We start from the raw sequence: 26466 nt of genomic DNA on the forward strand, positions 1-26466 counted from the left end.
TCGTTTTGAAAAAGGGCTATACTTTTTAATTTGTCACCTTGATGTCATTGACATAATAGTATTTCAACAACATGAAAAGTATGCTAAATGTAACTTCTAGCATACTTTTATTTTGGTGAACTTCTTTATTTAATTATTTTTTCTGACAGCTCATCAACGACACAGGTACAGTTTCTGCCTGACTGTTTCGCTTTATATAATGCCCGATCTGCAATAGAGATTAACTGGTTTGGATTCTTAATGTTTGCTGTAAAAGCCGTGATACCTGCAGACAATGTAACTGGCCGTCCACATGCGGTATCTAGCAATGCTTGCTTTATTCGTAGATTTTCTGCTACTTCAATAGCGATATCAACTGTAGCGGAAGGTAATATGATCATAAACTCTTCCCCACCATAGCGAAAGCACATCCCCTGTTTGCCAATGTTGTTCTGCATATGATTGGCAAAGGATTTTAAAACTTCATCGCCCATAGTATGACCATATGTATCGTTTATACTTTTAAAGTCGTCTAGATCTATTAAGACTATTGCATGGGGCTCTCTATTAAAAATTAAATCATTTAAAATTTGATCCATCTTTCTTCGGTTAGGAATTCCAGTTAAAGAGTCTAAGTTTAATTGATTCGTTAAGTCAGATATTTTACTTTCAGAAAGAATTACCATATTCTCTACTACACCCTTTAACGATCGTACTTCATCATACCAATCATTAATAGCCTCAAGCTCTTGTACCCCTTCTGCCCTTTCTACACTAGTAGAAAGTTTTTGGAGAGGTCGTACAATTTTTAAAGCAATCCATACAGTTACCATCAAAATAATTACAAACAAAATGAATAAAGGAACAATCATACTTTTGAAAAATGCACTAAATGAAATCGTATTTTCATCATGTATGTTATCAACCAGCTGCTCCATATAGGGTTCTATGGGCTGTGCTTGATTAGGATTATTTAATCTTTCTTGTATATAGTTTTCGGTTATAGCCGAAAGTTCCCTTCCATACTTCTCTTGCATCGTTATTTTATTTTGCATAAGAACGTCGTTAAAATTTCGGTAGCTGCTCCAAATACTAACACCAGATGTTGCAAGTACAACGATGATTATCATACTCACAATAACAAACGATAACTTTAACTTGTATTTACCCACAATAGATCATTTCTCCCATTGAGATGATTTTTTCGTTAAATCTTATCTATGTTTTTACTCATAAAATATTGATATATTTATTCCATCATCATACGACATAGTTCTTAAAAAATTCTTAACAAATGATTAAATTTAACCGACTTTAGAAATATATTGAAACTCAAAAAGAACTATATTTAAGACATTGTGAACATCTTTGTATCTTAAAGTATTCTTTAAGTGAATTACTTATTTCCATTTTCTGAATTTCATGGCATGGTAAGTATAGTCCTTTTTCTTATTCAGAAGACCATTCAGGAGGTCCTTATGTCGCTGTTTAAAAATACCACTACTCGTGTACTTACTATAATTTTAATATTTATTGCTCTGACAATTCTTCGCCTGCTATGGCTATCATATTTTCTTCCTTCTAGTAATCAGCCTGTCGCACATGAAGGAATATTCGATATTAGAGATCTACAGTTACCTGATGATGAAGTTTTTCAGCTCAATGGTGAATGGCTCTATTATCCAGATTTAGTAGACCCCTTAACCATCAACGATAGCACTCTTGTTTACTCTAATAGTCAAACGATTCCTATAAAAGATGCAGGAAAAACAACACAAAGCTATGGAACGTATCGTTTAAAAATTCTACTTAATAGTAATGCAGCTTCAGATAACCGCTACGCTATTCGAATCCCAGCTGTATCAACTGCTTCTGCATTATATATTAATGGTAAATTGGTTGGGCAGTCTGGCAAAGTTGCTTCCGACTCACAAAACCATAGGGGGCAAGCTTCTCCTTATACGATTTATTTTACAAATGAGCAATCTGAAATGGACTTAGTACTACTCGTATCTAACTTTGATACCCCTGAGAATCCTACAATCAGTAAAAGAGTTTTATTTAGCTCAGCAACAGCTATGACACATCATCAACAGGTAACCACACTATCTCTTGCTGCTATTTCAATTATGCTCATTATATTCGCACTCTTTAGCATTCTAGTATTTCTATTTATTTATCGAAAACCTATTGTATTACTGTTTACTGTCGGCTTCCTGTTACCTTTGACTGATGAACTATTAACCTATGATCGCTCCATATTCGAATGGTTACATCTAGATTATGCTTGGTCATTTAAGCTCTCGTCGGTCATTTATCTAGGGGCTTCCTTTTTCTTTGTCCAATTCATGCGTGTTTTATTAGTCAAATATCGTTATGCAAAATGTTTTCAGCTGTTCTTTCATTTATATGCTTTAGGTACTCTTTTGATTGTACTTTTACCTATTAAATGGCTGTATACAACAAATCTACTGTTTTTTATTCTTTATGCTTCTTCATTTTTATTTGTAGTTGCATTGGCGCTAAAAGAGTTCATTGAAAATCAAACACAGAGCTCTGCCTTTATCGCTATTACAGCTCTTAGCACAACAAATGGAATTATATGGGGACTTATTAAATCTATATATGTTTTTGATATACCTGTTTATCCATTAGACTATTTATTTATCATGCTCGGTTTTTCGAGTTACTGGTTTAAACGTTTTTTTGAAAATACAGAACAAATTAAAGATCTCGTGGCTAAATTACAAAAGGACGATGAATTAAAGGATGAGTTTTTATCAAGTAGTTCGCAGAAGCTTTGGGATCCCATGAATAAGATGATTACTTTAGGGCAGTCCATTTATGATAATCCTAACAATAAGCTGGTGGCTGAGGATCAGGAAAATCTAAAGCATCTCATTGATATCGGGAGAAGCATGTCCTTTACGTTAAATGACATACTTGATTACACACGTTTAAAAGAAGGTGATTTACATCTTCATAAAAAAAATATTAGCATTCAAGGAGCTGTATACGGGGTTTTTGATATGCTTCGGTTTATTACAAATGGAAAACAAATTCCCATGAACTCTACTATTTCTAAATCATTTCCTAATATAGTTGCTGATGAAAAGCGTTTAATTCAAATTCTCTTTAATCTTTTACACAATGCTATTAAATATACTGACGCTGGTTCTATTGACATCAGTGCACATACAGAAAAGAATATGGCTGTTATCCATATTCATGACACTGGTTTAGGCATGGATGATACGATTCAAAGTCGGCTATTTTCCCCTTATGAGCAGGGAAATGAAAATGATGATGGAATTGGGCTTGGTTTATTGATTTCTAAAAAACTTATTGAATTGCATGGAGGTACATTGCAAATCCACTCTATTCTTAACAAAGGGTCTGATGTCTATTTTACCTTGCCATTAGCAATGGAAAATGTAAAAGGTGAGCATGTCTATATAAAGCAAGAGAACACAACAGTTCCAGTGGACGAAAAAATGATGTCCTCAATAACAGAAAAACAGTTTAAAATCTTAATGGTTGATGATGATCCAGTAAATTTAACGATAATGCGTAGTTTATTTGCATCATCCGAGTATGCTGTTAAAACTGTAACGAGCAGTGAAATGGCTTTAGAGGCTTTAAAAGACAATGATTGGGATTTAGTAATAACTGATGCTATGCTACCTTATATCTCTGGCTACGCATTAATCGAGATGATTCGAGAGCATTATTCCTTACTCGAATTACCAATATTATTATTAACAGCACGAAAATATCCAGAAGATGTTTACACTGGCTTCGCTCATGGGGCAAACGATTATGTGACTAAGCCTATTAATGCTCTTGAATTAAAGGTTAGAAGCCGCGCATTAATTGATCTCAAATACAGTATTCATCAAAAATTGCATTTAGAAACTGCTTGGCTGCAAGCACAAATACAACCACACTTTCTATTTAATACGTTAAATACAATTGCATCACTTAGTACAATCGATACAGATCGTATGATTGACTTATTGCATCATTTTGGTGAATACCTACATGCGAGCTTTGATGTGAGGAATCTGCAGAGAGTTGTTCCACTTAAGGAAGAGTTAGAGCTAGTAAACTCGTATCTCTATATTAAACAACAACGCTTTGGACAACTACTACACGTTGAATGGGATATTGATAGTCATATAAATATTGAAATTCCCCCTATCTCCATTCAAACTTTAGTAGAAAATGCGATACGTCATGGCGTATTAAAGCAAGAAAAAGGCGGGACAGTTTGTATACGCATTAAAGATGACCCTGATTTTGTCACAATCAGTGTAATTGATGATGGCGTTGGCATAGATCCAAGCATTTTAAATGAATTACAATCAGGTAACGATAATGAATGGACCAGCCCTAGTGTAGGTATACGTAATACAGATTTACGCCTAAAAAGAATTTACGGACAAAGACTGTACATTGAAAGTACACTAAATAAAGGAACAACTGTCTCCTTCCGCATTCCCAAATGTTGATTAAATGAAGGTAGTCCATCTATGTTCAAACACATTTTTATAAATTAACATATAATAAAAAATACGCACTCCACCATGAGTGCGTATTTCTTTTACCAAAGTACAGGCTTTGCAACCATTAGCCATAACATAATTAGCAATAAATAAATGTACATCCATGCCTTACGTCGTAACAATAATGCAAATTTTTTCTGGTCATAGGCGGGTGTATTAAATGTCCTTAAGGTTGGTTTGAATGCTCTTGCCAAAAAAACAATGGAAGCCAACATAATAAGAAATGTTAGGACTATCCATGATGTATTCCATTGATAGCCCGCATGCCACATTAATAAAATACCAGACGCAACGAGAACATGCCCGGAATGCTTGACAATGGTAATAGCCCCCTTAAAGGCCTCGATATATGGCGGCATTTCAATATGAGCCGCTGCGTGCATTTTCTTAACAATTGTTAAAGCTACAAACAATGGCCCAATCGAAAGAATGGCACTTACAATATGTATATAAAGAAGAAGTGTATAAATTGAAATCATGGTGCAAACTCCCCTTATTAGCAGTCCCCTTCATTATAGCATTCAACTTGCCCGACTTTAGAAGCATTTGTGAATCCTTTGTAAACGCCACTTGAATCATTGTTAAATTGTTTGAAATCTATACAAAGAGGGTAAGGTTTATAGTAACATGCACTTATAGAACAAAAAGGAGTGATTTTTATAGGAATCCATCAATTTTTTACAAGTCTAAATGACCTAGAACGTATTATTCGTTGCCCTGGCCGCTTTAAATTTGAAGAGCATAACGTGGCTGCTCACTCTTGGAAAGTATCGCAATACGCTATGTTTTTTGCCACATTAGAGGAAATGAATGGCGCCACAGTAGACTGGAAGGCACTTTATGAAAAGACCATTAATCATGATTTTGCTGAAGTATTTATAGGCGATATTAAAACGCCAGTAAAGCATGCAAGCCCTGAGCTCAAACAAATGCTTGCACATGTGGAAGAAAAAATGATGGAAAAATTCATTATCAATGAAATCCCTCAGGAATTTCAAGCCGTCTTCTCTGAGCGTATGAAAGAGGGTAAGGATAGCACGTTGGAGGGCCGATTACTTGAATTTGCCGATAAGCTAGATCAATTTTATGAGGCCTTTGCTGAATTAAAGCGCGGTAACACTGACAAAGAGTTTGTTTATATGTACCAATCAGCTCTTTCTAAGCTTTTAGCCATTCCCTTAAAAGCAACGGTACATTATTTCCGTACTGAAATTTTGAAGGATGCTGTGAAAGAAAAGACACATATTGATATTCAAGCTCTCACAAATGAAGTATTAACCTCAACATAATAAGGTGTGTGTACAAGTTTTCCGAATGAATAAACTCACGGAAGGCTTTTTTTATTTTCCTCAAAAAGTCGTATAATGAAAGAAGAGAATTGGAGGGAAGCCTTTGTCACAGGAATGTTCAATAGTTGAGGATTTATTGCCTTTATATAATAAGCGAGCGCTCCAAGCAGCTACTACACAGTTTGTGGAACAACATTTAGCGAATTGTGAGCATTGCCGTCAGTTAGCCACTTCAAAGCAATTAACTAGTTATCATTTACCAATGAAAAGAACAATCAGCTTTTTCCATATTATTTTTATTGTTTTATCCTTTATGTTTGCGATTAATTCATCCTTACTGGGTAATCAAAAAAGCTTTGTTGTATCCTACGCAATTTTCGGCTGTCTTACTTATTTTTTTTATAAAAATATTTGGATTGTTTTTTCCATCAGCTCTATACCCGTGTTTGTATGGGCTATTATTAATAATATAATTAATCCACTCTATATTAGTAACTATTCGTTCACAGAGATTGGAGCTCTGTTAATTGGTGCGGGTTATATCGCCCTGTTACATACCATTTTTGCATTAATTGGTGCTGCCTTTGCGATTATTTTGCGTAGGTTTACTATAATTAGTTTTTAGCCAATATAGGGAGCTGCCTCAAAAAGTCAGAGACAACTCCCTATATTACCAGTTATTATACCAATTCCAAAACTCAACATTCCCAAGCTTCTGATTAGATATGCCTTCTATATATCTCAGCATTAACAAGTTCTTTGTTGGTCCTGTCACCACAGCACCATAAGCCTGAAAACCATTCTTTTTTAAATAATCATAACGCTCTTGCAAATTTGACAAACCAAGAAAATCCTCGATATAGCTTTTCTTTTCATTGTTCAGTAGCTTTTCCATATTTTCTAGCATAAAACGCTGACTATCTCTAACACCAACTTGCGTTAAATTTTGACCTACCCAAATTTTTAAATAATCATCACTAACCTTCAGCCCTCCTGATAGCCCGAAACTATCATAAATTGTAAGGTTGACACTACCTTCACCAGTTGAAAATGGATCAAAGGATTTGAATTCACCTGTATATATAGGCATCCAAACAACTTCCACATCGTATGGTTCAAGCATTTTCATCAACTTTTTAGGCTCCATAAATGTTGAGGTAGAAAACGCCAGTTCTGCAACGGTTCCTTCGGGTAATTTTTCTAACGTTTTCCATACGCCATTGTTGATTTGGGATGATGTCGCTTTCCCTGTTCGAGGATCCTCGGGTAAATTGAAGCTAAATTTTTCAAATTCATTTGTCGATTTCAGGCTCGAAGATGAAGAAGAATTTTTTGACGTTAAGTTCATTTTCATCGATGAAGATGTATTGAATATTTTTTTATCCACATACATCTCACCTACCATTACGTTCTCTTTCCCTACTTGCTTCACAAGGGGATAGCTAAATTTTTGCGTCAAAAGTGGTGTTATTTCAGCAGATGAACCTGAATATTGTCCATTTATATTTGGCTGCTGCCATTCTAAAGCCATTAATGAATTATAAATATGTTTACGATCTGGGCGTGTTTTTTCAAAAATAATTGATACACTTAATATATATAAACCATAAATAACGGCACATAGTAGCAATATACGTAATATTCGTGAGGTTAACGTAAAACGATACTTCTGCAATATTTTTTTCTCTTTTTCCTGCGACCACTCAGTCATCTTGAAATCCTCCATTCTTCTTGATTATTTCAGCTAAGCGCTTACGTGCTCGATGTAACAGTATTTTCACCTGCCCTTCTGTTAGCTCCAATGCCTCTTGTAGCTCCTGATATGTAAATTGTTCATACTCACGTAAATATAAAATTGTTCGGTAATTTTCAGGCAAAAATTTTAATAATGACTGGATATCCTCCGTCGCTTCAAGCTTGAGAATATCAACTTCAGGCAGACCATAAGGACTAAGCATGTCATCCTTCCAAAATAATTGTGCAAATGGGATAGTCCTTCTTCTTTTTTGCTTGCGCCATTCATCTAAATACGTATTCCGTGCTACTTTAAACAACCATGCTCTCACATCCTCCTCTTTATAAAATGACAGCGATACCGTAGCTCGTACAAAGGTTTCTTGTACTAAATCTTCCGCTATATGTACTGACCCAGACATTTTCAGCAGAAAATAATATAACGATTTCGCATATTCCTTATAAAGTAGCTCAAGCTCATTCATCCGCTGCCTGTCCATGCATCCCCCTCGCTTCGTGGTTTTCACAAGTAAAACGTCTGTCATTTCTAAATGTTACAGTAATTACTAATTTTATTTAAAAATAAAAAAGAGTCGATTATGAAGCGCATCCCATTGTCTTACAATGGAGCTCTTCTTTACTCGACTCTTTTTAATACCTATGCTTTTTTAACAAACTCTGACTTTAATTTCATGGCACCAAAGCCATCAATTTTACAGTCAATATTATGATCACCTTCAACTAGACGAATACTTTTCACCTTTGTACCAATTTTCAATGTTGAAGAACTACCCTTGACCTTTAAATCTTTAATAACTGTAACAGAATCACCGTCCACAAGTAGGTTACCGTTTGCATCCTTTACAATAAGTGTTTCTGTTTCTTGCTCTATTGCATCTGCACTCCATTCATGTGCACATTCTGGACATACAAAATTTGCACCATCCTCATACGTATATTCAGAATTACATTTCGGACAATTTGGATAAGCTGCCATTTCCGCTTCCCCCTTTATTTTTTTGCTAGGTTAATCCTACATATTCTCCTATCTTTACATAATACGCCCTATTAATCAAAGGTTGTTCGCCTTTTTTGTTCGCATTTGTGAAAAATGTATGAAGCTATAAGATGAAGATAGGGCTAATATTTATTTAAAGTAATATGAATTGGGATGCTTACCCATTGACTTTTTTACCTAAACCATCTTACTTGCAAGTTTGTTTATCATCCCTTATTATATCTTTAAAGGCTGCATTGTTCGTATAATATTAAGTTTTAACCTTTAAGCTGTAAAAGGGAGTTTTATTATTGGAGTTGGAATGACGGGCCTCACACCAAGGTGCATGAGGATATGCAGGAAAGCTTCTGCGAACACCCACTTTGAGGAGTGGTGGTTTAAAACTTTCTATAATAACTACGGCATACGCGGCTTTTTCTCTAAATACTGTTATATCAATGTTTATACAGCATCTTAGCCAAATTGGTTAAGATGCTTTTTTCATTTCAAAATAACTGTTGGGGTTAAATTGGGGTTAAAACTCTTTGTAATTAATGATAAATAATAGCACAGACCACTCAATTATGGGTGGTCTTTTTAATTATCTCCACACCATGTAACACGCATAAAAAAGACCACCCATCATGAAGTGGTCTTTTATAAATATTTAATTAAAGCACCCCGTTAGTTGAAAAAAATCCTTTAACTCTCCCGCCTACATTGTATAGCGCTTTCTTTTTCAGAAATACCCTTTTGTATTGTAACTTTATTTATTTTAACACCATTTTCTGGAGTATCAGTCAACGTGATATGGATTCTATCAAAGAGAGCGTCACCATGATGTGCACTATAATTTAACGCACTTGCATGAACTATATGTCTTCTTGTATCGCCATCCATTCTTTCAACTTTATCTATTTTTGGACACATGATAAAATCTGAATAAGTTTCATCGAGATAGGAAAAATATCTGGTATATAAAGTTTCTTCAAGCAACTCATCTTTTGGCGCCCCAACACTTTCATATTTCCAGCCAACTAAGAGCCAATCATAAAGTTCTAGTGATTTCAATCGAACCTTTTTATTATTTCGAGTATATATAACCTCACCATCTGCTATCGTGCATGTTTTTACTTGGTTTTCGGACACACAATTATATGCAGGTTCAATAACCGCAACGTCCCCATCTTTCATTTTTATTTTCATTATCGAGACTACGGGAGTTTTATTTAACTCAATTACTCCTTCGGAAGGACTTGCCGTGTTTATCCAGTTAACAACCTTACTGATAATCACTTCCTCATATCCATCATTTTCTTTAAATAAACGAGTTTCCCCATTTAAACGGTTTACTTGAATAAATGAAACAGCCTCTTTTTCTAATTTTGGTTGAATTCTCTAACGATGGTTCATCATGCACTATTGATTGTGGAAGGCTATCTCTTTCCTCTATCCAGTTATAAAAAGGCACTGAACGTTTTTTATATGGTGTTTCTTCTATATGTAATGATATACTCACCTTCATATTAGAACGCTCCACAGCCTTACTACATGCTCCTACAAATACGGCTCTTAATGTACTAGTAATTGTTAATGTGCCGTTTGTAATATCACGAATGATGTTAACCAAAACGTCTTTAGCGTTCACAAAATCTCTTATATCGTTCATTTTTGTAGCCAGTATGCACTTATGCAGCTGGTCCTTTAAATCATCACGTAAAGGCAAACTGTGCATGAAATCGTATAACAGTACCTGGTGCTCGTTCATGAATTCCTTACGAGCTTCTTTTTCAGCGTGAGCGTTATTATATACTTCTTGTAAAGTGCTTGTTTTTAAAAGATTAAAAGAACTAGATGGTTGGTTTTCTGAAAAATGTCCGGTACCATTGATACCACTAGCTTTATCGGCTCTCTCTCGTTGGGACACGCTCGATGGGACATAAGGTAAAATGCGATATATACTAGCTCCTTTAATGCCGTTTAATTTTGTACCTGGTACCTTTTCGATGATGCCTAATTCCTCTAACTTTTTAACGCTACGATAAACCGTCTTTGTACTGATCTCCAATGCTGCAGCAATTGTGGAAGCTTTAAGATGGCACGCCCCTGGGTATTCCAAAGAGTGACTAGCAAGCTTGAAAACGATGGCATGTTCTGATTCGGTCAAATCATAGTAATGTTGCTGAATATGTTCTTCCACATGCTGGTCCATTTCGGCTACGCTATTAAATGTTATGTATTGTGCTAAGTATTCAAATGCCATCGTTCTCACCTCGCTTTCTTAATCACGAACTTTTACGGATCCATTGAATGAATATTGTTCGTCTTTAAAAACTCAATCGAGAGCACTCAATGAATGCTCCCTGTTCAGTTTTTAAATTTTTAAATCTGAAGCACGATATTTTAAATCCGAAGCACGATAGTGTGATTCAATTCGTGCAGCCACTGGATCTGTAATTTCTACTTTCAACGAGTAGCCTATTTCCTCAATAAGTTTTACTTCTGCTCCCTTTGATACCGCCCATTTTTCAATTTTCTTTAAAGCTGAATAAGCACTTTTCAACTTGCCCCCTACTGCATTCACTCCATGAATAATGAATACATAAGGCTCCGTTTTAGAAACTTCAACACGTTTCTCTATAGTTTCAAAGATTAAATTACTCACTTCTAAACCAGCTAAACTTTTCACTTTAATTCCTCCTAGCGTAATTTTATTACTTGTTGGATAGAGTATATAACCTCTAAAGTAATAAGTCAATACTACAAGAGTAATTTAATTTCTTTTAGAGTATTCAAAATTACTTCTCTGTGGTAAAATCATTACCATAGAAGTAAACAGAAAAGGCGGTGTATGTATGGGTATTAAATTTTTAGTGTCTGATTGGCTTGGAAAAAAGAAAATGACACAAAAAGAGTTATCGGATTTAACTGGTATCAGACCTGCTACAATATCAGCTTTGTATCACGATAAAATTAAAAGAATTGAAGTTGAGCAATTGGAGAAATTATGTACAGTCTTCGAGTGCCAACCTGGGGATTTAATGACTTTTGAAACAGATAACTAACAAAGTTGTCTGTTTTTTTATGTACTTTTATCTTTCGATTTCCTAAAATGGAAAGATAGAGGGAGGAATATATTATGAAAAAAATAGTATTTAGTGCAGCGTTAGTTTTAAGTTTAAGTTTAGGCGCATGTGGTGAAGAAAAACAAGATAATGATAAGGTAAATGCAGATAGTGAAATAGTAGAAGCATATAGTCGCGAAATTACAACAGAAGAACAAGAATATATTCAATTAGTAAAGAATGACAATTTTGATACTCTAATTACTAAAACAGAAGGAAAAGCAAACGAAATACAACAAGATTATAATAATCTTGCATTAGCATTTGATAAATTCAATGGTGTAGATGAAAACCTACCGAGAGTATACACAAGTGCGACTCTAGGAAAATATGAATACGTACTTAAAAGACTTGAAGAGATAAAATATATACCAGATGAGATTAAAGAAAAAGTTAATGAATTAAAAATTGTTGCAAAAGAGAAAGAGGAAAAGTGGATTAAGAAATCAGAAGAAAATGAAGCTATATACGAAGCAGAAGATGAAAAAAGGAAACTTGAAAATAAAAAAAGCGAACTTGAATTTAAAATTAATGAGAGAACTATGAATCCTAAAGCAGTTTACATTGGGATGACAAAAGAAGAAGTTTTGGTAGACGGATGGGGTAAACCTATAGAAATTAACAGAACAACTACTACATATGGTGTAAGTGAGCAATGGGTTTATTATGATTATAAATATCTATATTTTGAAGATGGAATTTTAACTACTATTCAAGATTAATTTACAGGAGGATGAGTAAGAAGGATTTAACCGAACAAACAGGACTTACAATACGTTTGATTAGTGAAATTGCTAACAATAAAATGAAGATGTATCCAAAGGATGCACTTGAGAAAATTATGGTTGCTCTGGATGTAAAGAACTTAGGTGAGTTGCTACAGCGTATAGATGAGGAAACAGATAACTAAATGGTTGTCTGTTTTTTGTATGTACTTTTACCTATCATTTCCTATATAGTTATATTGAAGGAGGAGAGTTTTCATATGGATAATTTATTTATGATTTTATTGTTAGTTAGCATGTTGGCTTTACCTGTGTTTGTCATTATATCTGTTATTGCATTTATAAAGAAGGACGGTATTAAAGGTAAGAAAATGTTGAAATTCAGTGGCATTTCGTTTGCAGCTGTAATTGTTGCAGCTATAGGCTTAGGGGCTACAACAGACCCAGCAGAAACTACTGAAAAAGAAACAGTAGAAACAGTAGCAAAATCGCATAATGATAAACCTGCTACAGTTACTCCAGATGAATTTAAAAAGTTAGAAAAAGGTATGAGTTTAGATAAAGTAGAAGAAATTGTAGGCGGCAAATCAAAAAATCCAGATGCAAAAGAAAATGATAACTTAATATTAATTTTGGAGTATGACGGGGAAAATGGAATAGAAAAAGATTCTATTGTATCACTTATCTTTAAAGATGGAAAATTAGACACTATTCAGCAATTAGGTTTAATAATGGAAAAAGAAACAGATGAAGAGAAAGCAGCACGTGAAGCAAAAGAAGCTGAGGAAAAGGTAGTTACCGAACAAAAAGTTAAAAATGAAAAAGCAATTAATGTTCCTAAATACAAAATTGAAGAAGATAATTTTGGTAAAGGGATGTGGAGAGTAACATTATCTACACCATCTACTGATGAAAAAGAATTAAAAGCATTGGTTGAAGAGACAAAAAAATTAGCAAAGGATAAGTACAAAGATGTTAGCTCAATTTGGGTAAATGTCAAAACAGAAAATAGTGTTGCTAATACATATGCTGCAATGGCAAAAGTGGCACTTGATGATAAAGGAAAAGCAGCTACTGGATTAAATGAAATTGGTGTATTTGAATTCAAATACAATGTTGATGAAACGCACAAAACAACTAAAGCTGATTTAAAACAATCAACAGCTTCTTACTCTGCTGAAGATATTCTAAAAGCATTTCAGGATGCAGGCCTTCCAACAACAGATTCTCGAGACAATAGTCATAACTGCATTAGTCTAGAATGCACAACTCTAATTACAACAGAAGATGTTAGTATTTATGAATGGCCAAGTGTTGAAAAAGCACAAGAAGTTAGGGCTAAGAAATTTGGAGATGCACAAGTTGGTACAATTATTATTAGAATGAACAATAAATCATTGGACATTCAACCATATATTGATGTGCTAAACAGCATTATAAACTAAGTCACTCAAATGAGTGGACGTGACTAATGCCGTATTGAACAATTACTCAAATTGGTTTGATAGTACTCAAGGTACTTCTACATTCAAATTCACTAAAACAATTTCGCCTTATAAAAAGGTTATGGAATATATCGTACATGATAAGATTGCTTCATTTGAAGTAAGAGAATACTAAACCAAAAAAGCCCAGGCTCAAAATTGAGTACCTGAGCTTTAAATTTTCAAATAATTTCCATAATGATAATTTGTTATTATTTAGAACTAGTCATTACTATTTGTTGATATTTTGACTTTCTTTTCACCTAATAGTGTAATATTGACATTCCATCTAGGATGCAATACTAAGTTGTTTTCTGCATCAAAATCTACAGTTAAATGAATCTCATCATCATCTTTAGTTAAAACAGCTACTCTATTATTCTCTTTATCGAAATATGCTTTACAATCTTTTTCGATTTCAATTGTCCATCCATTAATGTTCATATTCTATCCTCCTTTTAATCCGCTATTATTTTTCCATCCGCATCAAGTGAGGCTATTCTATCTCCACGCTTTTTTAATTTCCATTTACGTCCACCGTGACCAGCTGTATCTTTTTCTACAGTCCATTCACTTTTCTTTGTGCTCTTAAAAGAACCACTACTTTTATTTAAAGGTGTATTATTATCTTTATCTTTAAATTGTCCTAAATCTACTGTATCTCCATCTTTTCTTATAGACTTTGGAATTTTTGCTCCAATGATGTATGGATCAACAAATGATTTTACTTTATTATACACTGAACTTGTAAAATCGAAAACAGCATCTGCAATTACAATACATCCTGTATAGATTGCTACAGAGCCAATGCCAATAATAGAAACTGTAGCTAAGTATGTCCCTTTTATAGATGCAGTCCCTGCACCTAAAGGTTGAATCATCATATGATTATCGTTGATAACACTATAGTCTTTATCAACGTGGTATTGATCTATCATATTTAATAGTTCGTTAGTTTCTTCCTCATTTAGTTCAATAACAATTCCATCTAAACTATCTTCATACTCATTATAATATTCTTCAAATTCAAAATTTGAATCTAATTCTTCTGCATTAGTATTTGAAGGAAATGTTGTAAGTATTGTACTACATAATAAAGCACTTGTTACTGCTCCAGCTACGCCTTTATAATATTTTTTCTTCATAAAAATCACCCTTTTTATATGTAAAAACATATCTTTTTTTAATTGCTATAGCATACTAATTCCCTCGAGTTAATATTATCCTAACGTGACAACAAGTATGTTTCAATTGAATTTTCACGCCAATATTTGACGTTATAATCGCCATTTATTGGCGGTATTTAGTTAAATATTTATAAATCACGCCAAATCACGCCTAGCGTACCGCCATTTTTTGGCGCTATTATAATCACTTCTTATAACGTAAGTATTATTTTGGATGAACTTTCCACTGAAACACTTGAAATTTTTATTTAATTCTGTTCTTATACTTAAATAATTTTTCCACTAAACTGTCACATTTAGTATTATGATTTCAATAATAAATGACCAGCTCGGCTAAAAAATAGCTTTGCTGGTCCTCGTTTCTATTTACTCCTACGTTGCTGAATAGTGATATACAACCCAATTAAACGGTCAGTGGTCATTGTACCATTCTGTAAATCCTTTAAATGTGATTCCTGAATAATGCCGTCATTAACCGCCTGTGCAATAAAGTTTTCCGTTTCAGTTTTCATAGCTGGTGAACCAGGGTTCCATGTTTGAGTCAATTTAATTTCCTCCTTTGGTTTGTCTTCCACAATTAGTTGTACTTGCATTTTGCTGTTGCTTGGTACAATCACTTGTCCTAATTTATAGCTTGCTGGCATTTTCCAATTTGCCTTTACTTCAAAGTGCGGTCGGTCAATAGCTTTCGTCCATGTACCTCCCCACTCAATACCTAATTTTTTAGAGATAGCTCCTACTCGAGTAAGTGTAGTCACATCATATAATGATTGTGGAGGACCGACAGCAATATCCCAAGCTAGGCGTGATTTGTGATTGCTGTCCAATGTCCAAGTAACAATCTGCCCAGGTCTAGTACGCCCCTGGGCGTATAGGTAGTTTTGTCGTTCCTGTGAGCGATGAGTCTCTGTAATGAAGATATTTTTAATTCCGGCTTTTAAACATTCTTGGAATTATAATCGACAAGCAGTTTGTGCAGCAGGTAATAGCTCGTCTAGGTCTCTGCAAGTGGTTGTTACGCTAGCTACGCATTAAACCTTTAAAGAAATCAATAAACGGGTCTATACTCTTGTCATCATCAATCAATTTAAAATGATTCAGAATCGAATTAATCTCACTTAATAAATAACCAATATAAAATACATACAGTGCACTAATTCCTAATGGTTCATGCATTAATAATGCTACTGGAATTGCATAAACCAGTACTATAAATAACACTAATTTACGAGCAATACCAAATATAGCTTTAGCACTTAAAATTAACGCTAAAATATAAATTAACTTTGAACTATCTGATTCCAAAAAAACGTTGCAACCATTCAATCATACTCATATACCTCACCCTTCATTTTTGATTTTTCCAATATAAAAACCCTCCACAGATGATTATGGAAGGTTTATGATTTATTTAATTACTGAACAATATGGAACGATTAATCAAAGAAAAACCTAGAAACATTAATAAACATTGTTTCTAGGCTTTTATATATGTTACATTAATTGGAATTATAATTAAAATGCGTTATGGTAAAAAATGCTTTCTGAGCATTGGATAGTTTGTCCGCCACTAGATGCAGATACAGGAATTACATCGAATTGACGTCCATTCGCTTCGTATTCTCCTACTGCGGATTTAATATTCATTTGAATTGAAAAACGTCCATTTGCATCTGTTGTTCCAGTACCTACAACAGGAGTATTGTTAATTTTTCTAACCATAGTTATTGAAACACTTTTGTTTGCTAATGAATTTCCGGACGAATCTTTTAGAATTCCCTCTACAGTAATATACATTGATCCACGATATGCTTTACCAAATCCTAAATCAACATAGCCTCCATTTGTAGATTTAATATCTGTAATTTGTGCAGTATTTCCACCAAAGATACTTGCATTTTCAGCACTAATTTCGTCAGCACTTGCATTGTTAAATGGTAGAATAAATAACATTGCTACAGCAAACATTGTTAAAGATAATAGTAATTTTTTCAACTTAAACACCAACATTTTCCATTTATTAATGTAAATAATATACTATAAATATAATTATTTCTATATATAATTCGTGAATTATATGTGTATTTTCACATAAATTAAGTTTAATGTAAATATGAACCAAATTAGTTTCACCACAGATTCCACTGTTCCTTAAGTTTAGTCAGGATATTCATTTTGCCCCCATCATCACCAGACACATCTGGGTGAAACTTCTTAGATGCCATACGATAGATTTCATGCAACACTTTCTTTTCATCATCTGTGTGGTTACTTGGTGAAGTGGCAAAGTAAATACTACCACCATACGAATTGTAGTTACGCTTATTGCCTTCCTCGTAACTACACCTTGCGTATTCTTCCTGCACCTTTTTCTTAAACTTTAGCTCCTCTAAGTAAGCTGGATTGCGGAGCTGCCAAATACGTCATAACAATACCTGTATTCGTCCTGACCGTATTCTTTATTAAACGCTGCTTCTGCCATTCTGTGTGCCGCAAGAAGCGCTTCTTGTTCCTTCTTCACTCTATATTCTTCTGTATGCTGAAACTCTTGCTCAATTTGCTCTGCTCTAACTTAACATTAATCATTTTATGAAAGGTATCTTCTTCAATACCCATTTCTTTTAGCTTCTTTTTTAGTTCTCTATCAATATAATGATCACCATACCAGGAGTCTATCAAATCATAGTAACTCATTGTACAGATTACCCATTGTTTCTTTTTCACTTTGCCCTGCTCTCTATAAGAGTGATGAATACTAATCTTATAGGCATCTAACACAGGCCTTTCAAATCGTTCATTGCTGTATGTGTATCCGTATGAAGTCTTAGTTTTTTCGCCAGCGCAACCAAATGTAGTTTCGGTGGCAATGATTTCTTTATGTGTACCATACGGATCCAGCTTCTTCTTTTGTACTTTTTGGACGACACAAAACATGAAAACAGCTCCTTTCTATGTAGTTACTTGTAGTACAAACAAAGTACCTACAGTGTTAAAGAAGGATAAACTCTAATAGCGTTATCCAAATTTCAAGAGCCTCCAATATTGATTGCTCTCACACATTAATCATACATTAAGCTTTACCACTTTCTTTCGTCAACTTCAATATACTTTTGTACTGTACTCTTTACTATCCCAGTTCTTTACCGATAGCCTCATAGGGTTGTAGATACCCATAATGTAGCATATAACAAGTTCGTTGCATTGGCGCCATATGCTGAAGTACAAACATGATTGCTCGTTTATTGTTATCAGATAATGTTCGTTCTAGATGGTTTGTACCTGTTTCTCGCACAACAATTATTGGTCTAAAAATGACGGTATCCGACACAAAAATGTCAAAAATATACATTGAAATGTAAGTATTTGTAATGTTAGGATTAAAATAACTCGAGGGTACATCAATTGCTGTAGCAATTTATATTTATCAGATATATGGAATTTAGTGAAGAGTGAAAATTTCGGTATACTATTATTTTTTCATCTTTCCATAAATTGGTGAGGAAGGTTAGTGTGGGAGATATAAAAAAGGGCACTATTTATGCAATAATTTCAGCTATTTGTTTTGGAATTATGCCTATCTTTGCTATAAAAGCTTATAGCTACGGAATTTCAGTTTATACATTACTGGTTTTAAGATTTTCAATAAGTTCTATGCTATTTTTTTTGTTTCTTATATGGAAAAAAATACCTTTTAAAATAGGTAAAATGGATTTAAAGTTACTTTTCCTATTGGGTGGTGTTTTATTTACACTGTTATCTGTACTACATTTTGAATCATTAAAATATCTATCATCTGCTATGGCAGTTTTATTATTATTTTCATTCCCAATATTCGTTTCAATCTTTTCCTTTTTAATCTATAAAGAAAAGTTAAAGATAAAATCAATCATAGCTTTATTTTTCACCTTTATTAGTATGATTTTTTTATTAGGCGTTTCTTTTCAAGGTATAAATATGAAGGGCGTTTTTTTAGCGATATTAGCAGCTATTGTATATGCACTCTATATGATTCTTGGAAAAAAAGTCACTGATAATAATTCCCCTGTCGTAACAAGTACATATGTTACCTCATTTGCTGCATTGGGTGTAATCTTCATAGGCCTAATAACCAATGAACTACATTGGAATTTTGCTTCAAATGCATGGATATATATATTCAGCATTGTTCTTGTTTCAACGATTATAGGTGAAATAACTCTATTTAAATCATTACAGATTCTTAATTCAACAAATGTTTCTATGATAAGTATGGTAGAACCTATATTCACCTCTATTTTTGGCTTACTATTTTTGCAGGAAGTAATGGAACCACTTCAACTATTGGGAGGCATTTTCATCTTAATAGGATTAACTTTCTTAATCTATTTCCAAAAAAAAAATTAATAAGATTCAAAGTCTCCTCGAAAGGAAGATTCAAAGATGATTTTTAACCTAAACGAAAAGACTCTATCTATTCCTGAAGGAACCGAAGATGTTTTAGGATTTGACATGAGGTATCGAGAACACATAATCAATATAATTAAAGGTGTTTATGAAAACTATGGTTTTAATCCACATAAAACACCTATTTTAGAATACTTAGATACATTTAACGGACATCACGGGGAAGGAGAAAAGTTATTTTTTCATATAAAAGATAAAAATGAAAAATATCTTATCCCTCGCTATGATCTAACTGTACCACTGGCTAGAGTAGTAAGTATGCATCCAAATATACCGAGACCTTATAAAAGATTTCAAATTGGTCCCTCTTTTAGAGATGACCAGCCTGGAAAAAGTCATTATAGAGAATTTACACAATGCGACGCTGATATTATTGGTTCAGACAGTTTATTAGCTGAAATCGATATTACGATAATGGCACATGAATTGATTAATAAGTTAGGAATAAAAAACTTTGTTTTGAAAATAAATCATAGACTGCTTATTCAAGCCTTAGCACTTAAAGTTGGTTTGAATACCAAAGAAGAACAGCTCGGATTGCAAAGAGCCTTAGATTATGCAGATAAAGTTTCAAAAGACGGATTACAAGGTATAAAAAATAAACTAATAGAAAATAAAATTCCTTTAGATATTGCAAATCAAATATTGAGTGAAATCGAGTGTTTTTCTAACCTTTTAGCTCAATATGAGGATTTACAAGATCAAATAAATCAAATTGAAAAGTTCTTTAATTACTGTCTCTCTTCTACGAAGGCGACAGCCGATTTGAAATTTATACTCTCCTATTTACCAAAAAATGTTCAATCAAACATCAAAATTGATTTAACATTAGCAAGAGGAGCAGATTATTATACAGGTTATATATTAGAGGGTTTGGTTATTGACTCAGAAATCGGAGCAATTTTAGGTGGTGGACGATACAATAATTTAGTTTCTGCTGTCGGCAATTTAAATGAACCAGGTGTTGGCTTAGCCTTTGGTTTAGAAAGATTATTATCAGTTTTGAAAAACCTAGATTATATTAACAAAAATATATTACTTCCCCATAAAATATTGCTAGCGGATGCTAACGAAGAGTTCCATCCTAAGATTTTTCTGATAGCTCGTGAATTAAGAAAATACTATGATGTGGACATTTACTATAATCACACTCAATTTGAAGAAATAGTCCATTTTGCTCAGGAAAATAAGCATCAAATTATTATAGAACTTATTGGGAGCCGTCCATTAATTCACTCTGTAATAGAGAATGAGACATTTAAGTTGGAAGTAACAGATATATTAAATAATCTGGATTTTATTAACGATTAATTTATTCTCATATTATTGAGTTTAAGTGATTATCATAAAATAATGTTTGTAGAAAAGCATCTACTCTTCGATACTTACCATTTGGAAGCAACTTGTCCAACTGTATGAGGTTGTGTTGCCAGCACTGATCTTCATCGAATATACTTTTACCGAAATTAGTAGTGCTTAGAAATTATACAACGATAAAAATTATCATAAGATGTCAAAACGTGCTGTTAAAATTTTCTCTGAAGGTTATTTAACAAAGGTAGACGAACAGCTTCACTTATTGAGAAATTTAAAAAAGCAAACCAATAAACATTAACTATAGGATTGTTACGTTGTCTCTTTATACACGTGGCAATCCTATTATTCAACCTTTTTTATTTTTGTATGACTTAATTAAAAATACGCCCTATCATAAAAAAACGCACCCCAATCTAACAGATGGAGTGCAGTTCAAATAGCTATTACTGCTTTTTTTCTAAATTAAATAACGAAACCAACTATTGTAGCTGTTAAGATACTAACGAGTGTGGCTCCATACAACAGCTTTAAGCCAAAACGAGCAACTATATTGCCTTGCTTTTCATTCAAACCTTTTACTGCTCCAGCAATAATGCCGATAGAAGAAAAATTTGCAAAGGATACAAGAAAGACAGAAATAATAGCTACTGTATGCGCACTCATAGACTTAGCCGCTTCTCCAAGGCTTATCATTGCCACAAATTCATTCGTTACTAATTTGGTAGCCATAATTCCCCCAGCAGAAATAGCATCTGCCCATGGTACACCTATTAGGAAGGCTATTGGTGCAAAGATATAACCCAATATTTCTTGAAAAGATATACCGAACACTATATCAAATAGTGAATTAATCATATCCATTAATGCTACAAAACCAATAAGCATAGCTCCAACAATTATAGCTACTTTAAATCCATCCATAATATATTCTCCAAGCATTTGAAAGAAAGATTGTTTATGTTCATCTTCAATCGTTAAAATATCTTCACTTTCCTCTACTCTATATGGATTAATAATTGAAACAATAATAAATCCACCAAATAAGTTCAACACAATCGCCGTTACAACATATTTTGGCTCAATCATTGTCATATATGCTCCAACAACTGCCATAGAAACGGTTGACATAGCTGATGCACATAATGTATACATTCGCTGTGGAGTCAGCTTATCCAATTGTTTCTTTACCGTTATAAATACCTCAGATTGACCAACCATTGCAGAAGCAACAGCATTATAAGATTCCAACTTCCCCATTCCATTTACTTTACTTAAAAATAAACCGACCCATTTCATGAAGAAAGGAAGAATTTTAAAATGCTGCAAAATCCCAATCAATACAGATACAAAGACAATCGGTAATAAAACACTAAGAAAGAATGGGGATTCCCCTTTATTCGCTAATCCTCCAAAAACAAAGGATATACCCGTATTTGCGTAAGATAATAAATGATCAAATACTTTCGTTATTCCTTTTATTAAAACATAACCAAATTTTGTATTTAATAGGAATGCTGCCAACAGAAATTGGATGATTACCATCATCAGTATATTTTTATATTTTATTTCTTTTTTGTTTTTGCTCATTAATAGAGCTAAACCAAAAACAAGCAGCAATCCGCAAAAAGATATTAAGTATCTCATAAATTCCCCCATATTAATTTTGAGCATTCGACTACAAAGTCATTCTTCCATTCATTATGTCCAATAACGAAAATTTAAGAACAGCCAATCTTAACAAATAATAGTCAGACGTCAGACAAATAATTTCACTATAACAGTTTTTCTACTACTATTTCAATAGTTAGTAGGAAAAATAAATGCGAGAACTTCAAAACAAAAAAAGACGATGACAGTTATTCCTGTCATCGTTTCCGCTTCTAGTTCTCTGTTAATTGTAATGTGCGATATAATAACGCAGCAAATTGGGCACGTGTTAAAGGTGCATTCGGTTTGAAATATTCATCATCCCCTAGTACAATGCCTTTTTTGGCTAACGCATTTACGTATGGGGCATACCATGCATCTGCTGGTACATCTTTAAATTTCTTTGCACCTTCTCCATCAATATTAAAAGCAAGTGCAATAATTTTTACTGCTTGAGCTCTTGTTAAAATAGACTTTGGATGAAATGCTCCATCCTGTCCATCAATTATGCCCGCTCGCTGTGCCAAACGAATTTCATTGTAATAGACGTAATTTACTGGTATATCAGTAAAGTCCTGAATATCCCTCTCTTCTGTTAATCGACCCAATCGAGTAATCATTAATATCATATGCTCACGACGAATTGATTCATTTGGTCTAAACTCATCATTTGGATAACCTTGAATGATGCCCTTTGATACAAGGTCTTGAATTTCCTTATAAGCCCAAAAATCTGATGAAACATCGCTAAATTCTATTGTTTGCTCTGGTTCAGGCGTAGGTTCTGGTTCTGGTTCTGGTTCTGGTGTCACAGTCTCACTGTCTTTTTCAACTTTTACAAGAATTGTTGTGCTCTTATTTTGATCTACTGTTGTAACTGTTATCATTGCTATTCCAGCAGTAAGTGGCGTAACAACACCGTTTTCGTCCACTGATGCTACTTCTGGGTTACTACTACTCCATTTCACGCTTGAATTCGTTGCATAAGATGGTTGTATCGTTGCTTGTAAAACAACTTTTTCTCCGCCCTCTGTCAATCTAAGCTCATTATAATTTAAACTTACACCAGTAACAGCGTAATAAGAAGGTGGCTGTGGTTGAATAGCAGCTTGTCTGTCGATATGAATTGTGTATTTTTTTGTTGTCATGCCATCCTCTGCAGTTACTTCAATCAAAATGATGTTGCTTCCTATCGTTAAAGGAATTGTAGAGCTTACATGTCCATTCGGAACCAATAAACCGTTCACTGTCACACTTGCCCTTATATCTGCAGTAATGGGGTTAACTATTAGACTCTCTATCCTGTTTTCTACAAATTGTGTGTAGAATGTCTTCGTTGGATAAAACGCTTCATTTAAAGGACCACTATTCAAGGTTAAGTTGCCCAAATCCGCATTTGTAGAAGGTCCCCTTTGATTTACTAGAATTGTATAGGTTTTTGTAGTACCATCCTGTGCTGTCACAACAACGGAAATAATATTATTTCCTGCTTGCAAAGGAATCGGTGCACTTGCTTGTCCACTTAACACATAATCGTTGTTGACTGTTACCGTTGCAGTTGCATCGGTCACTGTAGGCGTTACTTGTATACTTGTGACGCTTTGAACCACATTCTGGGTGTAGCTCGTCTTCGCTGGATTAAAGCTTTCATTTAAAGGACCGCTACTTACAGTTAAGTTACTTAAATCTGCATTTGTTGACGGCGTAAATTGCTCTACTTGAATCGTATATGTCTTCGTTGCCCCATTCTGTGCTGTCACAACAATAGTAATTATATTACTTCCTGCTTGCAGAGGAATCGGTGCACTTGCTTGGCCACTTGGCACATTATTGTTATTAACTGTTATAGTTGCAGTTGCATCGGTCACTATAGGTGTTACCTGTATGCTTGTGACGCTTTGAACCACATTCTGGGTGTAGCTCGTCTTCGCTGGATCAAAGCTTTCATTTAAAGGCCCACTACTAAGGGTTAAGCTACTCAAATCTGCGTTTGTTGGCGGTGACATTTGATTTACTTGAATCACATACGTCTTTGTTGCACCAGTCTGTGCTGTTACAACAATCGTGATTGTATTATTCCCTGCCTGTAAAGATATTGGTGTACTTGTTTGTCCATTCAATACAGAATTGCCGTTAACTGTTACCGTTGCAGTCGCATCAGTCGTAATAGGCGTTACCTGTATACTTGTAACGTTATGACTCACATTCTGTGTGTAGTTAGTCTTTGCTGAATCAAAGGTTTCATTTAAAGAGCCACTATTCAGTACTAGGTTGCTCAAATCTGTATTATCGGATAAGATTTTCACCGATGTATCTGCATAGCCAATTGCTGTTACCTTGAGAGTATGACCAGTTGCAGTTAGCTCATTTGCATTAATCGTAATTTTTCCTTGATCAACTGTGTATGAAAGTCTCCTGTTTGTTTCGTCTTTTACCGCTTTAATCTTTTGACGCCATATTGGGTCATCTGTAAACATAATTTCTATTGCTTTATCTACATCACTACTTGTTGCAGTGGTAGATAATAAAGGAGATGTTGAAGCCATTCTATATACAGTAGAACTCCCAGAAGAATCTGTTGCTGCAACATAAGTAGTACCACTAACAATGGATAAAGAAAGTCCTTTTACATCTGACTTCGAAAAAGCTTCATTGCCTAATGCCTCCCAATTCCCAGCATTAACCTTTACTGTTGCTTTCCCGCTGTTGCTATCTATATATGCTAAATAAGGAATACCATCTTTAACATCCATGTCCAACGCATGTGTCCCCTCATCTGTTCCAGAACGACCGGGACTGCTCATGGATGAGTTATTGTAGCCTGGAATATCCGTGTACACCTTTATAGAGCTATCTTTCATATCTACTGTAGCAAAATAAGAGGAATGATTAGTATCATTGGCAGCTGCAGCGATGGGATTTCGTGATGACATGCTATACTGCTCCTCCATTGACCACCATGTACCCTGCTGCCGCCCATTAAAAATATAAACATGTATCATATTGCTAGGCCATACAAGCACTACTTTCACTTTTCCATTTTGACTGGCTAATGCAACATTTAGGATGTTCCCTGCTTGATTGGAAGCGTCCAATATTTGTTCCCAATTATTATTTCCTTCATTCTCCATGACTCTGGCATGAATTCTTTCTGTCCCGCCCACCTTTACTGCACGTGCATATGCCCAATATATTTTTCCATTAATACTCTTTAGGAATGGAGGAAACTCATCTGATGCATCAGTTTCTGTCCAAACTGTTTCCCAGCTCCCTCCCACATATTGCTTCATGACAGCGCTAGTATTATGAAGATAGGTCACATAAAGCTCTCCGTTAACCGCTGCCAAAGATGGGTATCGTGTCGGACCTTCTGAAAAGCCTTCGCTCCCAACGGACTCCCAAACGTTCCCATTATATTTCTTCACTGTTACTTTTCCACCATGATTGGAATCCGCATAAGCAATATAGGGAGTGTCGTTTGAGTTAAATAGGGTTGCATATTGAGCACTTTCTATTCCCCCGCTTTCAGCATCTTCCCAATTTTCAGCAGCATAGGCTTTACTATCTTCTCCAAAAAGCAATCCTAGTAAGAAACCTATTGTGATTGTGGCTGTTAGAGTAATTAACGATACTATTTTAAAGGCCTGATTCATTCCATTTCCCCTTTCTTTCAAGTTAATTACATATAAGATTTAATTTATTTGAATTGTATGTCTTGTAACATTATACTTTTCAAAGGTTAAAATTAGGTTAAAAAAATAGATATATATTGCTCCTACTAAATCAATGCGCCATTTCAAACAAAATCCTAGTCTTTTTGAGCTTAAACACTTGATTGGGCCTTCCTTCTACAGGAAAATCTATTTTTTCAAATCAATTACGCCCTAGCGTAATTGCCATAGTGTTGAAAAATTAAATAGGCAAGGGACTCTTTGTGAATATTTAGTCAAAATGAAGGTGATTTCCGTTCCAGG

At 34.2% G+C, this 26466-nt stretch carries 26 protein-coding genes and 1 other RNA gene; 10 read left to right on the plus strand and 17 right to left on the minus strand.

Going from position 1 to position 26466, the window contains the following annotated elements; all coding sequences use genetic code 11:
- Positions 1–125 precede the first annotated feature (125 nt).
- Complete coding sequence (locus tag AC3WOM_RS22660) at positions 126–1151, minus strand: GGDEF domain-containing protein (protein ID WP_427549956.1); 1026 nt, start codon at positions 1149–1151, stop codon at positions 126–128.
- A gap of 306 nt (positions 1152–1457) precedes the next feature.
- Between AC3WOM_RS22660 and AC3WOM_RS22665 the strand changes: the two genes are divergently transcribed.
- Positions 1458–4490: an ATP-binding protein gene (locus AC3WOM_RS22665; RefSeq protein WP_492448429.1), complete on the plus strand. Its 3033-nt coding sequence runs from the start codon at positions 1458–1460 to the stop codon at positions 4488–4490.
- A 92-nt stretch (positions 4491–4582) separates the two neighbouring features.
- Here the strand turns inward: AC3WOM_RS22665 and AC3WOM_RS22670 are convergent, their stop codons facing one another.
- Complete coding sequence (locus AC3WOM_RS22670) at positions 4583–5023, minus strand: hypothetical protein (RefSeq protein ID WP_492448430.1); 441 nt, start codon at positions 5021–5023, stop codon at positions 4583–4585.
- A gap of 171 nt (positions 5024–5194) precedes the next feature.
- Here AC3WOM_RS22670 and AC3WOM_RS22675 point away from each other — a divergent pair, with 171 nt between their 5' ends.
- The gene (locus AC3WOM_RS22675) at positions 5195–5833 is read left to right on the plus strand and encodes a YfbR-like 5'-deoxynucleotidase (RefSeq protein WP_427549950.1); all 639 of its coding nucleotides are present in this window, start codon (positions 5195–5197) and stop codon (positions 5831–5833) included.
- 103 nt (positions 5834–5936) lie between these two features.
- Positions 5937–6458 carry a zf-HC2 domain-containing protein gene (locus AC3WOM_RS22680; RefSeq protein ID WP_492448431.1) on the plus strand — a complete coding sequence of 174 codons (522 nt, stop codon included), beginning with the start codon at positions 5937–5939 and terminating at the stop codon, positions 6456–6458.
- Positions 6459–6503: 45 nt separating this feature from the next.
- Here AC3WOM_RS22680 and AC3WOM_RS22685 read toward each other — a convergent pair whose 3' ends face one another.
- The 3 genes from AC3WOM_RS22685 to AC3WOM_RS22695 all read right to left on the minus strand — a co-directional run bounded on the left by AC3WOM_RS22685 (position 6504) and on the right by AC3WOM_RS22695 (position 8564).
- A complete protein-coding gene (locus tag AC3WOM_RS22685) occupies positions 6504–7544 on the minus strand; it encodes an anti-sigma factor (protein ID WP_492448432.1) in 1041 nt (346 codons plus the stop codon).
- Positions 7537–8067: a sigma-70 family RNA polymerase sigma factor gene (locus AC3WOM_RS22690; RefSeq protein ID WP_492448433.1), complete on the minus strand. Its 531-nt coding sequence runs from the start codon at positions 8065–8067 to the stop codon at positions 7537–7539. Before AC3WOM_RS22690 ends, AC3WOM_RS22685 begins: the two co-directional genes overlap by 8 nt.
- Positions 8068–8225: 158 nt before the next feature.
- A complete protein-coding gene (locus AC3WOM_RS22695) occupies positions 8226–8564 on the minus strand; it encodes a zinc ribbon domain-containing protein YjdM (RefSeq protein ID WP_492448434.1) in 339 nt (112 codons plus the stop codon).
- Between the two features lie 246 nt (positions 8565–8810).
- Between AC3WOM_RS22695 and ssrS the strand changes: the two genes are divergently transcribed.
- A non-coding RNA gene (gene ssrS / locus AC3WOM_RS22700) (6S RNA) lies at positions 8811–9003 on the plus strand.
- A gap of 263 nt (positions 9004–9266) precedes the next feature.
- Here ssrS and AC3WOM_RS22705 read toward each other — a convergent pair.
- The 3 genes from AC3WOM_RS22705 to AC3WOM_RS22715 form a co-directional block, all read right to left on the minus strand.
- Entirely contained in the window at positions 9267–9860 is a 594-nt protein-coding gene (locus AC3WOM_RS22705) for a hypothetical protein (RefSeq protein ID WP_492448435.1), read from the minus strand.
- A gap of 22 nt (positions 9861–9882) precedes the next feature.
- The gene (locus AC3WOM_RS22710; protein WP_492448436.1) at positions 9883–10827 is read right to left on the minus strand and encodes a helix-turn-helix domain-containing protein; all 945 of its coding nucleotides are present in this window, start codon (positions 10825–10827) and stop codon (positions 9883–9885) included.
- A 111-nt stretch (positions 10828–10938) separates the two neighbouring features.
- The gene (locus AC3WOM_RS22715; protein ID WP_492448437.1) at positions 10939–11253 is read right to left on the minus strand and encodes a hypothetical protein; all 315 of its coding nucleotides are present in this window, start codon (positions 11251–11253) and stop codon (positions 10939–10941) included.
- 166 nt (positions 11254–11419) lie between these two features.
- Between AC3WOM_RS22715 and AC3WOM_RS22720 the strand changes: the two genes are divergently transcribed.
- From AC3WOM_RS22720 to AC3WOM_RS22735, 4 genes are all read left to right on the plus strand, one after another.
- The gene (locus AC3WOM_RS22720) at positions 11420–11629 is read left to right on the plus strand and encodes a helix-turn-helix domain-containing protein (RefSeq protein WP_208704770.1); all 210 of its coding nucleotides are present in this window, start codon (positions 11420–11422) and stop codon (positions 11627–11629) included.
- 74 nt (positions 11630–11703) lie between these two features.
- Positions 11704–12411: a hypothetical protein gene (locus AC3WOM_RS22725; protein WP_492448438.1), complete on the plus strand. Its 708-nt coding sequence runs from the start codon at positions 11704–11706 to the stop codon at positions 12409–12411.
- Positions 12412–12422: 11 nt separating this feature from the next.
- Positions 12423–12599, plus strand: coding sequence for a helix-turn-helix domain-containing protein (locus tag AC3WOM_RS22730; RefSeq protein WP_492448439.1), 177 nt, complete (start codon positions 12423–12425; stop codon positions 12597–12599).
- Positions 12600–12674: 75 nt separating this feature from the next.
- Entirely contained in the window at positions 12675–13859 is a 1185-nt protein-coding gene (locus AC3WOM_RS22735) for a hypothetical protein (protein ID WP_492448440.1), read from the plus strand.
- 261 nt (positions 13860–14120) lie between these two features.
- Here AC3WOM_RS22735 and AC3WOM_RS22740 read toward each other — a convergent pair whose 3' ends face one another.
- From AC3WOM_RS22740 to AC3WOM_RS22770, 7 genes are all read right to left on the minus strand, one after another.
- Entirely contained in the window at positions 14121–14342 is a 222-nt protein-coding gene (locus AC3WOM_RS22740) for a hypothetical protein (protein WP_492448441.1), read from the minus strand.
- A 14-nt stretch (positions 14343–14356) separates the two neighbouring features.
- Positions 14357–15043 (minus strand): hypothetical protein, encoded by a 687-nt coding sequence (locus AC3WOM_RS22745; RefSeq protein WP_492448442.1) that lies wholly within the window; start codon positions 15041–15043, stop codon positions 14357–14359.
- Positions 15044–15447: 404 nt separating this feature from the next.
- Positions 15448–15912, minus strand: coding sequence for a M15 family metallopeptidase (locus AC3WOM_RS22750; RefSeq protein ID WP_492448443.1), 465 nt, complete (start codon positions 15910–15912; stop codon positions 15448–15450).
- Positions 15913–16105: 193 nt separating this feature from the next.
- The gene (locus tag AC3WOM_RS22755) at positions 16106–16390 is read right to left on the minus strand and encodes a phage holin family protein (RefSeq protein WP_492448445.1); all 285 of its coding nucleotides are present in this window, start codon (positions 16388–16390) and stop codon (positions 16106–16108) included.
- Between the two features lie 210 nt (positions 16391–16600).
- Positions 16601–17080: a carboxypeptidase-like regulatory domain-containing protein gene (locus tag AC3WOM_RS22760; protein ID WP_427549498.1), complete on the minus strand. Its 480-nt coding sequence runs from the start codon at positions 17078–17080 to the stop codon at positions 16601–16603.
- Between the two features lie 522 nt (positions 17081–17602).
- A complete protein-coding gene (locus tag AC3WOM_RS22765) occupies positions 17603–18019 on the minus strand; it encodes a hypothetical protein (protein WP_492448447.1) in 417 nt (138 codons plus the stop codon).
- Between the two features lie 193 nt (positions 18020–18212).
- Positions 18213–18434 carry a hypothetical protein gene (locus AC3WOM_RS22770; protein WP_492448448.1) on the minus strand — a complete coding sequence of 74 codons (222 nt, stop codon included), beginning with the start codon at positions 18432–18434 and terminating at the stop codon, positions 18213–18215.
- Positions 18435–18595: 161 nt separating this feature from the next.
- On the opposite strand from AC3WOM_RS22770, the gene AC3WOM_RS22775 reads away from it, so the two are divergent.
- Together AC3WOM_RS22775 and AC3WOM_RS22780 are read left to right on the plus strand one after the other, a co-directional pair.
- Positions 18596–19468, plus strand: coding sequence for a DMT family transporter (locus AC3WOM_RS22775; protein WP_492448449.1), 873 nt, complete (start codon positions 18596–18598; stop codon positions 19466–19468).
- 36 nt (positions 19469–19504) lie between these two features.
- Entirely contained in the window at positions 19505–20839 is a 1335-nt protein-coding gene (locus AC3WOM_RS22780; protein ID WP_492448450.1) for a histidine--tRNA ligase, read from the plus strand.
- Positions 20840–21307: 468 nt separating this feature from the next.
- Here the strand turns inward: AC3WOM_RS22780 and AC3WOM_RS22785 are convergent, their stop codons facing one another.
- Entirely contained in the window at positions 21308–22489 is a 1182-nt protein-coding gene (locus AC3WOM_RS22785; RefSeq protein WP_427549512.1) for a NupC/NupG family nucleoside CNT transporter, read from the minus strand.
- A gap of 236 nt (positions 22490–22725) precedes the next feature.
- Positions 22726–26145, minus strand: coding sequence for a cadherin-like beta sandwich domain-containing protein (locus AC3WOM_RS22790; protein ID WP_492448452.1), 3420 nt, complete (start codon positions 26143–26145; stop codon positions 22726–22728).
- Positions 26146–26466: the final 321 nt, after the last annotated feature.

Source organism: Lysinibacillus sp. FW301-JW8, assembly GCF_058788755.1.

Bases quoted from the DNA above. Each gene is read 5' to 3' on its own strand.
- AC3WOM_RS22665 (WP_492448429.1), top strand. From the start codon at position 1,458: ATGTCGCTGTTTAAAAATACCACTACTCGTGTACTTACTATAATTTTA.
- AC3WOM_RS22670 (WP_492448430.1), bottom strand. From the start codon at position 5,023: ATGATTTCAATTTATACACTTCTTCTTTATATACATATTGTAAGTGCC.
- AC3WOM_RS22685 (WP_492448432.1), bottom strand. From the start codon at position 7,544: ATGACTGAGTGGTCGCAGGAAAAAGAGAAAAAAATATTGCAGAAGTAT.
- AC3WOM_RS22690 (WP_492448433.1), bottom strand. From the start codon at position 8,067: ATGGACAGGCAGCGGATGAATGAGCTTGAGCTACTTTATAAGGAATAT.
- AC3WOM_RS22695 (WP_492448434.1), bottom strand. From the start codon at position 8,564: ATGGCAGCTTATCCAAATTGTCCGAAATGTAATTCTGAATATACGTAT.
- AC3WOM_RS22710 (WP_492448436.1), bottom strand. From the start codon at position 10,827: ATGGCATTTGAATACTTAGCACAATACATAACATTTAATAGCGTAGCC.
- AC3WOM_RS22720 (WP_208704770.1), top strand. From the start codon at position 11,420: ATGGGTATTAAATTTTTAGTGTCTGATTGGCTTGGAAAAAAGAAAATG.
- AC3WOM_RS22725 (WP_492448438.1), top strand. From the start codon at position 11,704: ATGAAAAAAATAGTATTTAGTGCAGCGTTAGTTTTAAGTTTAAGTTTA.
- AC3WOM_RS22730 (WP_492448439.1), top strand. From the start codon at position 12,423: ATGAGTAAGAAGGATTTAACCGAACAAACAGGACTTACAATACGTTTG.
- AC3WOM_RS22735 (WP_492448440.1), top strand. From the start codon at position 12,675: ATGGATAATTTATTTATGATTTTATTGTTAGTTAGCATGTTGGCTTTA.
- AC3WOM_RS22740 (WP_492448441.1), bottom strand. From the start codon at position 14,342: ATGAACATTAATGGATGGACAATTGAAATCGAAAAAGATTGTAAAGCA.
- AC3WOM_RS22745 (WP_492448442.1), bottom strand. From the start codon at position 15,043: ATGAAGAAAAAATATTATAAAGGCGTAGCTGGAGCAGTAACAAGTGCT.
- AC3WOM_RS22765 (WP_492448447.1), bottom strand. From the start codon at position 18,019: ATGTTTTGTGTCGTCCAAAAAGTACAAAAGAAGAAGCTGGATCCGTAT.
- AC3WOM_RS22770 (WP_492448448.1), bottom strand. From the start codon at position 18,434: ATGTATATTTTTGACATTTTTGTGTCGGATACCGTCATTTTTAGACCA.
- AC3WOM_RS22780 (WP_492448450.1), top strand. From the start codon at position 19,505: ATGATTTTTAACCTAAACGAAAAGACTCTATCTATTCCTGAAGGAACC.
- AC3WOM_RS22785 (WP_427549512.1), bottom strand. From the start codon at position 22,489: ATGAGATACTTAATATCTTTTTGCGGATTGCTGCTTGTTTTTGGTTTA.
- AC3WOM_RS22790 (WP_492448452.1), bottom strand. From the start codon at position 26,145: ATGAATCAGGCCTTTAAAATAGTATCGTTAATTACTCTAACAGCCACA.